We start from the raw sequence: 13254 nt of genomic DNA, 5'->3' as shown, positions 1-13254 counted from the left end.
AGGTGTCGCTGACCGATCCAGACGCCCGCGCCATGGCGAGTGCGGGGCGCGGCACGAGCATCGTCGGCTACAATCTCCAGGCGGCCGTCGATGCCGAACATCACCTCATCGTCGCGCACGAGCTTTTGAACATTGGATATGACCGCGGGCAACTTGCCCTCATGGCGGCGAAAGCCAAGGACGCCATGGGGGTGGAGGCTTTGGATGCCATTGCCGACAAGGGCTATTTCAAGGGCGAGGACATCCGGACCTGCGAGGGGATGGGCGTTACCGCCTTCGTGCCCAGACCGCTGACCTCGGGGGCGAAGGCGCAAGGTCGCTTTGGCAAGCAGGACTTCGTCTATCCGGAGCAGGAAAACGTCTATCGTTGTCCCGCCGGCGAAGACCTGATCTATCGGTACACCTCGGTCGAGGCCGGTATGACGCTCCATAGCTACTGGAGCTCGATCTACCGCGCATCCAGCGCCGAAGTGGCCGAGCAGGCCCTGACCGCATTCGAGGCCGGTCCCTGGGGCACCCGCTACCCCGCCATCGGCCAGAGCTGGCGACGCGCCTGGGCCGAGGTGATCCCGTTCTTCGCCTTCCCCGACGAGGTTCGGCGGATCATCTACACCACCAACGCCATCGAGGCGCTGAACTCGAAACTGCGCCGGGCCGTCCGTGCACGCGGCCATTTCCCCAGCGACGAGGCCGCCACCAAGCTGCTCTACCTGATCTTGAACCGCTCGGAAAAAGAGTGGAGAATGCCGCCTCGTGAGTGGACCATGGCCAAGGCCCAGTTCGCCGTCTTCTTTGGCGAGCGTTTCATCCGAGCCATGGCGGCGTAATGTTCAACCGCCCGCCCGCACACGAAATTCCTGACACTCCCGACGCTCCCGCTCACATCTCGATCAGAGCCGCTGTTTGCCCACGATCTAAAGCAATTTTCGTAGGGCGGACCGCATCATTTAGCCGGAGCTTGAGCGGCACGGACCCGCCATCAATCCGGTAGGCTCCTTCTCCCTCTCCGACAAAGCTCGCGGGCAGGATGTAGGCACCCGCCTTATCGGCTTCGATGGTATAGGAAATGACCGCCTTGCCGATGTGCATCTCTCCATCTTGCAGGACCATCACGCCGCAGCATGAGCTTGCGTAGGACCCGTTGGCTTGCGTACCGCATTCCCGAAACGTGCCGTTGGGGAAGATCGCGCCTTTCCCGTTTCTCCGTCTTCACCCGGCAGTTTCGGGAAAAGGCAATCGGGAACAGGTTTTGGGAAAACGGACCTCACGGGCGACCGTCAGCATGATCGGCGTGGCCGACTTCCCATCAATCGTTCCTAATCGGGAAGGGCGTCCCCTTCCCGACCAGGACCGGCATGTTGGTTTCTAGAAGGGCAGCGGGGCAAGATCGGGCTCGATCCAGCCCCGGCGCGCCGGAACGCTGAACAGCGCCTCGCGGCTCCAATATGCGAGAAGCCCGTCTGGATGACCGTACCGAGACGCCATCAAAGCTGAATGCACGACATGAAGGGGCTCGTTCTCGGGATAGCTCGCGAGATAGTCGGCTGCTCCGCGCATCGATGCCAAGGTGATCGTGTGGTGATAGCCACCTGTGTCGGTGTTCGCGGTCTTGGTCGCCTCGTTGTATCGAAAAATGAGCGTTCGTATTTCGTCCGCATCGGTAAGTTCGCGGCGATGACGGCAAAGCCAAAGTGCCGCAGCAAAGTGCCCCGCATGTGTCCATTCGCTCTTTGGTAGAGTGCGGTCGATCACACACAATGCGACACGTTCAATCGCAGCTTCGTCCAAAATATGCATTGCCCTGTTGTCCTTCTGAATAGGCCCAACCGGCACAAAAAACCCCGCCGATTGGGCGGGGTGGTAAGCATCAAGCTAAGGGATATGTTCTTTAGCTATCCCATGAGCCGAGCGCGCGCACAGACACCGCCGTAAAATTGCGGCGTTGTTGTTGGATGTGTGCAGCCATGCGGATCATGCGAGTTTCGTAACATCGCTCAATGTCGCGCTCAAGCCGATTCCCGTTTCACCATCGTTTTTGGGACAGCTGACGACCGCTCGGCCCGCGCTGGTGCTCGCTGCACAACTCCCGCTTCGTAAATGGATGAATGTCTGAAGTTGAGAAAGCGACGAAGATCGCGCGAATGACCACTTGTGGGTCCTCGTGACAATTTTTAAGGGCGTCCGCTCCCGTCTTGTCCTCGGCCGTTTTCTTCTACATTTATGCTCGCCAATTTAGTCGCTCATAGGCGACAGACTTCGGATGATTGCCGCGCACCAGCCTATCATGACCGATGCTGCGCAATGAAGGGCGGATTTCATTAAAAACTGACAACTTGACCGGGCATTCAGTAATATACGTGAATAGACGGCAGATAATCCTTCGTTCCTTGCAGGGCGTCGATTCCATTTTTGATGCGCTGTTATCCCTTTGCGCTAACCCATTGGTGTTGCAATCAGGGGCAACTCGATGATATTCTCCGACAAAAGCTTCAAGGAGGGCCGTTCTCTGGCGACCATCTTCTCTTTGAAAGAGTGGCGAACCCGCGCGACGGCGGGGGTGGGCGGCATCGCTGCCATCATCGCCGGTTGGGGCATCGGACTTTTCGAGGAAAAGGATCAGCCGCCCCCCCCCACGCTGTCGGTGGGGCGTCCCATACCGGCCGGGGAATGGTCGCTTCGCTTCGAACGGGTGACCCGCAGTGACCGCCTTCCCGACGGCACGATGGTATCGCGATTCGGGCGCGAGGCAGTCATCCTCTATGTGCAGGCGACCAATCGCACGACGCGTTCCAGCAACAGCTTGCTCCAAGCGGTCGCCTTGGCCACGTCGGTCAAAGGAGTTGACGCGCGGCCGACCGCCTATCTGACGCGCGATCATGCGATCATGAGCGATCTACAACCCGGGCTGCCAGAGGAGGTGGCGCTGGTATGGACCTATCCCGTTGGACAGCGCATCGCCGCCCGCTTGCGCTTCGATGTGATGGCCAGCAATTTCAAGCCGCGGGATAATCTCTACGCGCAGCCGCTCTGGACCGATGTGCACAAAATCGGCGTCGTCGATCTGCCGTTGCGGACGGCCAAGGGAGACGGCCTGTGAAGCGCTTTGGCCCGATCGCGATCATCCTGATCGGCCTGCTCGTGCTCGCGGGTATGCGTTGGACCATGCCGAGCTACGAGCGGATCACGGGACCCATCGCCTTTGCAGGAAAGCCGGATGCTTGGGTCGATACCGGCAATCTGGTGGTTCGCGCGGGGCCTCCCCAACTGGCTCGCACGATCCATTTCAAGTCCCTTGGGAAGGTCGAGGAGCGGACCAGCGCGGGCGTCTGGCTTGTCGTGCCAGTGCGGTCGCGCGTCGATCATACTACAGCGCATGTCTATGGTCGCATCTGGGTGACACCGGACGGACGCCGTTATCGTGCGAGCGGCCGGGTAGAGGACGGCGATGTCGTACTGACAAGTACCAAGACGCTTCAGCCGGGACTGGAACGTAAGGATTTGGTGATGTTCGAACTCCCCGCCGAATTGGCAAATGGGGAGGGGACATTGCTGTTGTCGGAAGAACGCGATCCGCAGCTGACGGCGCAGGCACGGATTACCTATCCGGCCGCCGCTTCGGCATCGCCAGCGACGTTGCTCGACCTGGATGGACTCCATGCCAAGCTCTGAACCCTTGCAAACCCCTATGTCTGAGCAGCGGATGCGTTGGATCGCGATCATTGCCATTCTCGTGCTGCTACCCTGTACCATATTGGTTTCGGGGTGGCGCGACTGGCGTGAAGTTCGCCGATCGCAAGCTTGGCAGCCGGTCGACGTCGCATCCGCGCCGGCGGTCGCCTATGATGGAGCGGCAGTGCGACTGGTCGATATCCATGCGCTACCACCTGACCCCGGCCTGGCGAAGGACAGGACCTTTCTGCGCGCGCGCCTGCTCGTCGAGCCACGTCGTCCGGGGACCAAATGGCTGGATTGCCGCATAAGCCTGATCGATGCGAAGAGCCATGATTGGGCGGCGATAGAGACGGTGCCCGATCTGCTGCAACGTGCGCTGGCCAAGCCGGGTGAGGTCAAGGGCGTGGGCTGTGATGGGCTGGCGGTATCTGAGGCTAAACCGGGCGCCCAGGTCTTTGTCGATAGCTATTATCTATTGCCGCGCCCATTGCCCACGGGGCTGCGCGTGACGTTAAGCACGCGCGACGGGCGACCCGCCTATCTCCGTTTTTTGAGAGGGACGGTGCAATGACGGCCATGGCCATGCGCGGCGGACCGCTCTCCCTGATCCGCGACAGCTTTCGTCTATGGGGGCGCTTTTGGCCGCAATTGCTGGCGCTGGCACTGCTCGGCGTGCTGCTCAACGAGCTGTTGCTGCAAGGCGCCGTGTGGATCGGTTATCGCAATCGGCTGGCGGGATTGCTGTCGCTGACACTAGTGGTGCTGGTCAAGCTGGTGGTTATCGTCGTGATGTTCGAGACGTTGCGGCCCGCCTTGCTGGCGATCGACCGGGCTTCGGAGCAAGATGACGCCGGATTGCCGGTGGCGGATGGTACGGCCGGATCAAGATGGCGGCGGTTGCCCGTGATAGTGTCGCAGGCGCTGGTGCCCTTTTTCGCTTATTATGCCGCTTGGGGATTTTTGGGCGAGACGATCCGCGCTTATGGCCGTGAAGGGCTGGGTCAACTCAATCCCTTTGATCCGACCTATAGCGGCTCGCTGTTCGATGTATCGGGGGGGCTTTGGCTGATCGCGTCGGTTGCGTTGCTCTGGCTGATCCGGCGTTTCGCCAAAGGCCGTCAAAAGAAGAGCGAACGCCCGGCTTGGAACATCCTGATCGTGCTGTGCGAAGCAGGCTGGACCTTTGTAGGCCTATATGTCCTGACCCAGTGGAAGGGGGGCATCTTCCACTGGCTTGCCCATCGCCGCGTCGGCGATATCGGCCATGACCTGTGGCAATGGGTCAGCCATCCAATCGGCATCGCCCATGCCGCGCTGCCGGTGCCGGTCGAACAGACGCCACCGGGGTTGGCGGATATGCTGGTCAGCCTGTTCTTCTACGCGCTGTTGCCGGTGGTGTGGCTGGCGCTCGCCGCGCTGATCTATCGCTATGACGTTCACAAGGCCGAGGTGAAGGCCCCTGCGAAGCTGGCGGGCAAGGTGGATGGTACGATCGGTCTGTGGCAGAAACTGCCGGGCTGGCTGCGCGATTTCATCGGTCATTTCTGGGCAGGAACGGCCAAGCGCTACCGTGCGGCGGCGAACAGCGTCCATCTGGCGGGGGCGGCCGGGATCGGCGCGCTAGTGACGCTGATCCTGCTGTATCGCGGGCTGGATTGGCTGTGCGCCTGGGGCTGGGTGGGGCTGACCCAGTTGATTGGGTCACAGCCCCATGCGGTGTGGCAAATGATCGCCGACCAGATATCACTCTTCCTCGGCACGCCGAGCGATCCCGGTGACGGTATCATCCCGCAGACGCTGAAGATCTGCCTGCTCGCGGCAACTCTGGAACGCGCTTTCGCCGCAGGTCGCGCGTGGCGGGCTTTGAAATAGCGCGGCCTTATTCGCCGGGCGACGGTGGGAGCGCGTCCGGTGGGAAGGTGAGCGGATAGTCGGCATAGAAGACGGGCAGCGCGTCGACCCCGCCCCGTTCGGCCTTGCCCAGTATCGCGGTCAGCCACCCCGCATAGCGCCAATCCGCACCGTCCGCCTTGGTCGCGATCGCTGGAAAGCGTGTGACGAACCGAACGGCGAGTTCACGGGCAGAGAGACGGGGCGCATCGTTCCAGTCGAAATAGCCATCCCCGCTGCCGGTCGTATAATGCGCCGTATCGGTATCCCAATCGATCGGCGTGCGGCCATCAGGGCCGATATTGTCGGCATGGGTCAGCAAGCACCGCCAATGCACGCCGCTGGGTGCCATGCCGGAGCAGAAGCGAAGTCGCTGATAGCCCGCCTTGTGCAGTTCATGGATCATCGCCAGCAGCCGTGTCGCATGACGCAGCGGCGGCGAGGTCGACGGATGACGGGAAACGGGATGGGCCATGGAGCAGCCTATCGGGTTTGGCCCCTGATCGAGGGGCGAAGGTGAAGGCGTATGCCTGTGCGCCGATTGTGCCTCGTACCCTCTTCCACCTTCAGGCCCGACACGGATCACGATGAGCCGTGTCGGGGTGCCAGTCCTTTAACCGGCCGTAGGAGCCTTGGTGTCTCCGGCCTTCAGGTCGCCCGGCTGGCACTCGCCCAGCCGCTTGCCGTCCATCTTCATATGCGTCTTGGTCGTGATCCCGCCCGGCAGTCCGGTAACGGTGCTTTGCGAATTCGAGGTAAATTCGGTCGCGCTGAAGGTGCCGGTGTTGGTCCCTTCGACCTTGATCTGACCCATGGTGCAGTGCAGCTTCGCGTCGATCTTGCCGTCCTTCATCGCGAAGGAGTCATAGACGCAGTTCTTCTGCATCTCTGGCGCGCCGCCGAAGATGCTCTTCGGGTCGTTGACTTGGGCCTCGGTCAGGCAGATCTTGGTCGTGCTGGGGGGCATTTTGGGCATGGCGGGCAGATTGCCCGATCCGCCGGTCGTCTCGCTGCTGATCTGCTCCATGCGCATTTCCCATTGACCGGGCTGAAGCTTGGCCGTCTGTACCTCGGCGACCTGCTCCATCGAGGCATTGGTCATGGACACGCTTTCGCCGCTCTTGCCGCAGGCGGCGAGCGCCATGCAGGAGGCAAGGGGAGCAAGCATCATCGAACGCATGAAATACTCCCTGCTTGTTGAACCTCGATCAACATAGCAATACGCGTGAGGAAAGCCAAAGATGCACGACGCGGCCGTCAAGCATCTGTGAAAGCAAGGAGCGCTTCGTCTGAAACGTCAACATCTGCTCATCGGCGTGTCGATGCTTGCGCTAGTTGCGGGTGGATCGGCGCTTTACATTGCGCCGCTGGCGATGGGGCCCGTCGGTGCAAAGGATTGCACGACAGTTCTACCGCCGCTTCCGCCCTTGCCACACCAGCCCGCCAACGTCCCCGAACCCCATTGGTCGCAGCGCGGCGGCCATGTCAACGACGCCAGTTGCCTCAGCCGGACGCCGGTGGCGGGTTTGGTTCGGGTCAGGAGCGACGCCGATGTCGCCACCGCGCTGCGCTATGCCGCGGCGCATGGGCTGACGGTATCGGCGGCCGGGGTGCGGCATTCGATGGGCGGGCAGGCCTTCCGCGCGGGCGGCGTGGTACTGGATATGCGCGGACTGGATGCGATCCGCCTCGATCCCGTTGCGCGGACCGTGACGGTGGGAGCGGGGGCGACCTGGCATGCGATCCAACTCGCCATCCATCCCCGTTTCGCGGTCCAGGCGATGCAGTCGACCGACATCTTTTCGGTCGGCGGTTCGATCAGCGTCAACGCGCATGGCATGGACCACCGGACAGGTGCGGTGATGGGATCGTTACGCCGCATCATGCTGATGCTCGCCGACGGGCGGATCGTGACCGCTTCGCGGACCGAGAATGCCGATCTGTTCCGCCATGTCGTCGGCGGTTACGGGCTGTTCGGGGTGATCCTGTCGGCGACGCTCGATGTCGTGCCCAACGACGTCTACCGTTCGGGTCGCGAGCGGATCGACTATCGCGCCTTTCCCGAGACGTTCCGACGGATCGCCAGCGACCCGGCGGTGGGGCTCAGCTACGTCCATCTCTCGACCGCGCCCGACAGCCTGCTGCGCGAGGCGTTGGTCTATACCTATACCCGGCACCCGGAGGACCAGGGGCTCGACCGCGCCGCCCTGTCCGAGGTCGCCGCGACCCGGATACGGCGGCTGACCGTCAACCTCGCCAAGCGCAACGACCTGTTCAAGCGGGTGAAATGGTGGAGCGAGAAGCATCTCGAACATCGGTTCGAGCGATGCATGGTCTCGCGTGCCCAGGCGCAAGGATCGGGCGAGGCCTGTCTGGTCGCGCGGAACGACCCGATGCATGACTCGGTCGCCTATTTGGCCAATAATCTGCCCGGCGAGACCGACATCCTCCACGAATATTTCGTGCCGCGTGCCCGGATCATACCGTTCATCGACGGGATGCGGACAATCCTCCAGGCCGATCATGCCAATCTGGTGAACGCCTCGATCCGCGCAGTCGGGCGAGAGGACAATGCGCTGAGCTATGCACCCGAACCGGCCTTCTCGGTGGTGCTGTATCTCAACCAGCCGACCACACCCCAGGGGACGGGGGCAATGCGGCGGCTGACCGGCGACCTGATCGATCTGTGCCTGCGCGAAGGCGGGCGGTTCTTCCTGCCCTATCAACTTCACTATAGCCCGGAACAGCTCGCGCGTTCCTATCCCGAGATTGGCGAGTTCTTTGCGGCGAAGCGCGCCTGGGACCCGCATGGCGTGTTCAGCAATAGCTGGTACGCGCGCTATGCGCCCTTCTTCGCGAAACAGCCCGCCGCGATGCGCCCCTCGATCACGGCGGGCGCACCGCTGGCGTAAAGGCGCCGCACGAAGCCGGGTGTGTCGCTCCGGGCGAGGGTGGCACCGCGCCGGACTTCCACGACCTGTCCGCCTGCCTCGGCGACGATGCGCACCGCCTGGGCTGCGTCGCCGACCACCGCAACCAGTCGTCCCGCCGGACCGACGAACGGCATGGCAAGCATGACGCCGACCCACAGGCCGAGAACCAGCGCCGCCTGAGCCGTGAAGCGGAGGGCTCGCTCAATAATCATAGACATGCTCGACCTCGCCACCAAGGCGCGGCACCTGCCGCAGCGTGGCGGTCAGCCTGCGTACCGGCACGACGATCCCGACCCGCCGCCATCCCGGCCGGTCGTTGGGCATCGAAAGTCTAACCTTGTCCGGCGGCGTCACGTTGGCGGGCAGGAGCAGCGTCACGAAAATCTCGCCATTGCCCGCGATCTCGGCCAGATCGATCCGTGCTTCGGCAAGCTTGGCCAAGATGTCGTTGAACTGCTGGTACCGGGGAGCCTGTGCGGTCGTCAGGCCGTCCGCCGTCATACCCGTCGGGATGATACGGGGATCGACTGAGCACAATGCTTGGGGCGATGCACGGGCAACGAAGCGTAAATTCCGGTCGTCCTGCCCCATCGCCGCCCCGGTCGCGGCGTCGATCGCCTTCGCATAGAGTGCCTTGACGCCATATTCGGCCGAAAGCCCGACACGCCGTTCCCAGTGTCGCGCGTGCTGGACCGGTTCTTCGCTTCGCCATTCGTCCCGCAGCGCTCGACCGAAGGGAAAGCGGAACCACGGTGTTTCGTGCAGAAAGGCGGCATAATGTCGCTGGACCATGGTGGCGTGGCGATCATCGGCGCTGGTCCATCCGCTGATCCATTCGAACAGGCGGCCCATGGTGCGTTCATAGGCCGCCTTGACAAGCAGTTCGGCGGTATAGCTGATCCCGATGGTATAGATGGTCAGCTTGTAATCGCTGGCGGTAGGACTCCCCGTGGTCAGCCGGTTGACCGCGCAATAGCTGGTCCAGAAGGATGCGATGTGCCGTCCGAACGGGAAAGCACTCGGCTGCGCGCCGCTGTCGAGATGGCGGGCATAGCTTTCCGCCTCATAGACGATGTGCCATTCGGGATAGGTAAGAAAGGTCGCCGCCAGCGGTCGCCGGTCGGCGGGCGGCAGGATCGGACGATAGGGCAGGGCGCTTGTCCGGTCGGCCGGGGGCGTGCGGCATCCCCCTTCGATATAGGCGACCGGCACGATCACTGCGCCGATGGCTAGCGCCGTCACCGCGATCGCCAGTGTCCAGCGTCGCTTCACCGCGCGGGTTCGGGGCGGCGGGCCAGCCGATACCCGACCCAGATCGCCACGCCGCCGATCAGCAGATGGGGCAGGTTCGCGAAAACGTGAACGGCAACCGATTGCTTGATCGGCCCATATAGGAAGATGCCCCCATCCAGATAACCGCTGCCCAGGAACAGCCCCATCACCCCATCGGCGAAGTAGAGCGGGCCGAACAACCGGAAATAGCGCCGCGCCGCGCCGCAGGACCACCAGGCCGCGACGCCCGCCCAGACACCCGAAAAGAAGTGCAGGCTGTCGTCATACAGGTCGAGCTTGAACAGCCCGAACAAATTGCCATCCGCATCGAGAAATTGCGGGACATGGCCAACCGCCACCACCAGCATGAAACCGATACAATAAATCGCGGCAATCGTCCGAACCCTATCCATGGTCGATTTCCCTCAGCGGATTTAGCTAGGACGATCCCATGGTTTGATGGTGGGATCCATTCGTTCGAATGGAAGGAAGACGTATGGGACAGCCACGTCAAGTGCGGTTCGATCGCCATTGAGCATGCGATGTCTGCCCCGCCCAGGTGGCGCTCAGCCAATCCTGCCGCTTCTCGAGCTTGCATTCCAACGATACGAGCTTGCTGAGATAGCCGTCACGCGCACCGAAGAGAAGGATACCCACTTGGTTGGCATCCGAAGTCGCGACCCCTTGAGGCTGGGATCGTTCATTGCATTTCTGGCCCTCACGGGCGTTAACGATCCGTTTTTGGGAAAGCCGGCAGTGCTGAGGCTCAGCACTTCCAGCGCCGCCAATATGAATGGATGGCAGAAGTGGGAATGCCAAACAGAGGCCGCGAATGACCAAAACTGGATCAGTCTGGCCATGATCGCTGAAATCGTCGCGGCCCTGATGACGTGTCCACCACGGATTCTCAGCCGTTCAACGGCGAATCCTCAAAATCAGCCAGCAGGGCAGCGACGTCGTTGTACAGCGCGACAGCGCCGGCACTCAATAGTACCTCGTCGTTAAACTTGCCTGATCGGACGCCAACGGCTGCGATGCCGCACCTAGCAGCCGCTTCGATGTCGTACGGCGTGTCGCCTACGACGATCACCTCGCTGGCATCGAGCGGCGACAGTTTCTTAAGAGCGGTGGAAAAGATGTCGGGGGCAGGCTTGGTCCTCTCGACGTCGTCCGAAGTGGTCGAGACGTCGACGATCTCACCTGCATCCATCAGCCCGACGTAATGCTCGAGCTCTTCGGAGGAGGCCGAGGACGCCAAAACGACCTGACGGCCGCTATTTTTGACTTTCACGAGTAGGTCCTTGGCCGCAGCGAAGGGCATCACCTGCTCCAGGTACGTTGACTTAAATATCCGCCCGTGCTCTTCGCCCATCCTCTCCTGCTCGGCCTCGTCCGTGTCCGGGAGCAGCGTCGGCACCAACATGTCGGTGCCCTTGCCGATCTGGTCATGGACCACCTGATCATCGAACGTCGCGCCAATCCGGTCGAACACGGGCAGCCAAGCCTCAACGTGGTAGTCGTTGCTGTCCACGAGAGTGCCGTCGATGTCGAATAGGACTGCCTTTGATCGCCATGTTGTTATCGCTCCTGAGTTGGTGCTCCAACGCACGGCGTACGGTGATCGGCACCATGAGATAGTCCATTCCAAGCGGCGGAATTTCTTATGCCACGGACTTGCCGATCGAGCGTCTATGGAGGTGCACTGTCCGCGTTACCGGCCGACCTGAACGAGCGTCCGCTTTCGTAGAAGATCAAAATGCCCGTGAATGGCGGGTAGTGGGTCCTCGTTACCAGCCGGTCGATCGAAGTTTCGTCGGAAGCGCGAACTTCAGGCGGGAACGTCCGCTATCTGATTTTCGGCGTCACGTAGCGGCCTTCTGCAGGCGCGCAGTGGCGGACATCCGGCCTGCTCCATCTCGCTCAAGAAGCAGGCATCGCATCGATCAAGGTGGCAGGCTAGGAGTGAATCCTATGCCGCGCCAACATCAAATTGCTTCTCTGCAAGCCGGTCGTGCAGTCGCTGCGATTGCCGTCGTCATCTATCATGCAACGCAGATGACAGTCGGGGTTGCCGGGCCGTTTTTAGGGTCGTCCTTTTTGCTCCACGGCGACCTGGGAGTGGATTTCTTCTTCGTCCTGTCTGGCTTTATCATTTGCCATTCCGCGCCCGGCAAATCGCTTGGATACTTTGTCCGTGCCAGGGCTCGTCGGCTGTACTGTTGTTGCCCCCTAAATGGCTGACAGGACCTCGCGTGTTGTCGCGATGAACTCGCGGGGTGACCTGTAGCCGAGGGCGCGGTGTGGATGCACCTCATTATAGTGGTCGAGCCAAGCTGGTAGCTGCGCGATGACGGTCTGCGCGTCGGGCTTGGGGTTCACGCGGACGTAATCGCGCTTGAGGGTGCGGACGAACGCCTCGGCCATGCCGTTGGACTGCGGGCTGCTGACCGGGGTGGTGCGCGGCACCAGCCCGATGTCGCGGGCAAAGGTGCGGGTGTCGCGGGCGGTATAGCAGCTGCCGTTATCCGTCAGCCACTCGATTGGCTGGGGTACGCGGTTCACCCGACCGTAGCGGTGCTCGACGGTGGCGACCATCAGGTCCTGCACATCCTCAGCGGTGATGCCGCTCGTGGTTGCCACATGCCCCATTGCCTCGCGGTCGCAGCAGTCGAGCGCGAACGCGACGCGTACCTTCTCGCCGTTGTCACAGGCGATCTCCAGCCCGTCGGAGCACCAGCGAGTGTTGCGCTGGTCGACGACGACACGGCCGTCGTGACGGCGCTCCTCGTGCCGTCCGCCGCCTCTTTGGAGCAGCAGTCCATGCACCTTCATGACGCGGTAGACGCGCTTGGGATTGGGGGCAGCGCGACCGGTCTGCTCGGCTTGGCGGCGCAGTAGGGCATGGACGCGGCGATAACCGTAGGTGGGCAGATCGGCGACAAGCGCCCGGATGTCGGCGACCAGGTCGGCATCCGGCAATGGTGGCCGTCCGCGCGGTCGTGGCGGTGGTCGGTTGCGCATCGCAGACAGATGCGGGCGGGCGACGCCGAGCGCATCGGCTACCGCGGTCACAGAATGTCCCCGGGCAGCGAGGTCGAGCGCAAGAGCAGTTTTTTTGGGCCTGCGGCCCGGGACACGGCCTCACGCAGCAGCTCGTTCTCCATGGCCTTCTTGCCGAGCAGCCTCTGCAGTTCGCGCACCTGCGCCTCCAGCGCCCGGTACTCGGACGCTGGCACCACCTCCTCGCCGGCTGCCGCGGCGGTCAGCGCCCCCTGGTTCATCAGGCGCCGCCAGGTGAAGACCTGGCTGCCGCTGATGCCGTGCTGGCGGGCGACGAGCGACACGCTCATTCCCGGAAGATACGTTTCCTCGACGATCCGGACCTTCTCCTCCGGTGTCCACCGCCTCCGGCGCTGGACACCGGAGAGGACCTCGCCGTCATTGTAACGCCTGGTCGTACCGTCAGTCATATGCCTCACTCTTATCC

The 13254-nt window shown here is 62.4% G+C and carries 16 protein-coding genes; 7 read left to right on the top strand and 9 right to left on the bottom strand.

Going from position 1 to position 13254, the window contains the following annotated elements; genetic code table 11:
- Positions 1-827: transposase (locus SOM26_RS03080; protein ID WP_320451247.1), on the top strand; the 827-nt coding region annotated here is incomplete at its 5' end.
- A 52-nt stretch (positions 828-879) separates the two neighbouring features.
- On the opposite strand, the gene SOM26_RS03075 is transcribed toward SOM26_RS03080, so the two are convergent.
- Together SOM26_RS03075 and SOM26_RS03070 are read right to left on the bottom strand one after the other, a co-directional pair.
- Entirely contained in the window at positions 880-1113 is a 234-nt protein-coding gene (locus SOM26_RS03075) for a hypothetical protein (protein WP_320451246.1), read from the bottom strand.
- 252 nt (positions 1114-1365) lie between these two features.
- A complete protein-coding gene (locus SOM26_RS03070) occupies positions 1366-1797 on the bottom strand; it encodes a hypothetical protein (protein ID WP_320451245.1) in 432 nt (143 codons plus the stop codon).
- A gap of 670 nt (positions 1798-2467) precedes the next feature.
- On the opposite strand from SOM26_RS03070, the gene SOM26_RS03065 reads away from it, so the two are divergent.
- The 4 genes from SOM26_RS03065 to SOM26_RS03050 are packed head-to-tail and all read left to right on the top strand — an operon-like array spanning position 2468 to position 5544.
- On the top strand, positions 2468-3097 hold the full coding sequence (locus SOM26_RS03065; protein ID WP_320451244.1) for a hypothetical protein: 630 nt from the start codon (positions 2468-2470) through the stop codon (positions 3095-3097).
- A complete protein-coding gene (locus SOM26_RS03060; RefSeq protein ID WP_320451243.1) occupies positions 3094-3669 on the top strand; it encodes a hypothetical protein in 576 nt (191 codons plus the stop codon). Before SOM26_RS03065 ends, SOM26_RS03060 begins: the two co-directional genes overlap by 4 nt.
- Before the next feature lie 31 nt (positions 3670-3700).
- Complete coding sequence (locus SOM26_RS03055) at positions 3701-4243, top strand: hypothetical protein (RefSeq protein WP_320451242.1); 543 nt, start codon at positions 3701-3703, stop codon at positions 4241-4243.
- A complete protein-coding gene (locus SOM26_RS03050; protein WP_320451241.1) occupies positions 4240-5544 on the top strand; it encodes a hypothetical protein in 1305 nt (434 codons plus the stop codon). Before SOM26_RS03055 ends, SOM26_RS03050 begins: the two co-directional genes overlap by 4 nt.
- A 7-nt stretch (positions 5545-5551) precedes the next feature.
- Here the strand turns inward: SOM26_RS03050 and SOM26_RS03045 are convergent, their stop codons facing one another.
- Positions 5552-6037 carry a hypothetical protein gene (locus SOM26_RS03045; protein ID WP_320451240.1) on the bottom strand — a complete coding sequence of 162 codons (486 nt, stop codon included), beginning with the start codon at positions 6035-6037 and terminating at the stop codon, positions 5552-5554.
- A 138-nt stretch (positions 6038-6175) separates the two neighbouring features.
- The gene (locus tag SOM26_RS03040) at positions 6176-6742 is read right to left on the bottom strand and encodes a DUF3617 domain-containing protein (RefSeq protein WP_320451239.1); all 567 of its coding nucleotides are present in this window, start codon (positions 6740-6742) and stop codon (positions 6176-6178) included.
- 247 nt (positions 6743-6989) lie between these two features.
- On the opposite strand from SOM26_RS03040, the gene SOM26_RS03035 reads away from it, so the two are divergent.
- Positions 6990-8474, top strand: coding sequence for an FAD-binding oxidoreductase (locus SOM26_RS03035; RefSeq protein WP_320451238.1), 1485 nt, complete (start codon positions 6990-6992; stop codon positions 8472-8474).
- On the opposite strand, the gene SOM26_RS03030 is transcribed toward SOM26_RS03035, so the two are convergent.
- From SOM26_RS03030 to SOM26_RS03015, 4 genes are all read right to left on the bottom strand, one after another.
- Positions 8402-8713 (bottom strand): hypothetical protein, encoded by a 312-nt coding sequence (locus SOM26_RS03030; RefSeq protein ID WP_320451237.1) that lies wholly within the window; start codon positions 8711-8713, stop codon positions 8402-8404. The genes SOM26_RS03035 and SOM26_RS03030 overlap by 73 nt on opposite strands.
- Complete coding sequence (locus SOM26_RS03025) at positions 8697-9767, bottom strand: hypothetical protein (RefSeq protein WP_320451236.1); 1071 nt, start codon at positions 9765-9767, stop codon at positions 8697-8699. The genes SOM26_RS03030 and SOM26_RS03025 overlap by 17 nt, the downstream gene beginning before the upstream one ends.
- Entirely contained in the window at positions 9764-10180 is a 417-nt protein-coding gene (locus SOM26_RS03020) for a DUF4383 domain-containing protein (RefSeq protein WP_320451235.1), read from the bottom strand. The genes SOM26_RS03025 and SOM26_RS03020 overlap by 4 nt, the downstream gene beginning before the upstream one ends.
- A gap of 494 nt (positions 10181-10674) precedes the next feature.
- On the bottom strand, positions 10675-11376 hold the full coding sequence (locus tag SOM26_RS03015; RefSeq protein WP_320451234.1) for an HAD family hydrolase: 702 nt from the start codon (positions 11374-11376) through the stop codon (positions 10675-10677).
- A 362-nt stretch (positions 11377-11738) separates the two neighbouring features.
- Here SOM26_RS03015 and SOM26_RS17610 point away from each other — a divergent pair, with 362 nt between their 5' ends.
- Positions 11739-12008 (top strand): acyltransferase family protein, encoded by a 270-nt coding sequence (locus SOM26_RS17610; RefSeq protein ID WP_414712002.1) that lies wholly within the window; start codon positions 11739-11741, stop codon positions 12006-12008.
- Here the strand turns inward: SOM26_RS17610 and SOM26_RS03010 are convergent.
- Positions 11997-13237, bottom strand: a protein-coding gene (locus SOM26_RS03010) for an IS3 family transposase (RefSeq protein ID WP_320451233.1) whose coding sequence is annotated in 2 segments (ribosomal slippage) — positions 11997-12890 and positions 12893-13237 — 1239 coding nt in all. Because the reading frame shifts where the segments join, the coding sequence is not laid out codon by codon here. The two genes, SOM26_RS17610 and SOM26_RS03010, sit on opposite strands and share 12 nt — an antisense overlap.
- Positions 13238-13254 lie beyond the last annotated feature (17 nt).

The organism is Sphingomonas sp. CFBP8993 (assembly GCF_034044895.1).
Classification (GTDB): domain Bacteria; phylum Pseudomonadota; class Alphaproteobacteria; order Sphingomonadales; family Sphingomonadaceae; genus Sphingomonas.
This window is presented reverse-complemented; position numbering and strand designations above follow the sequence as displayed.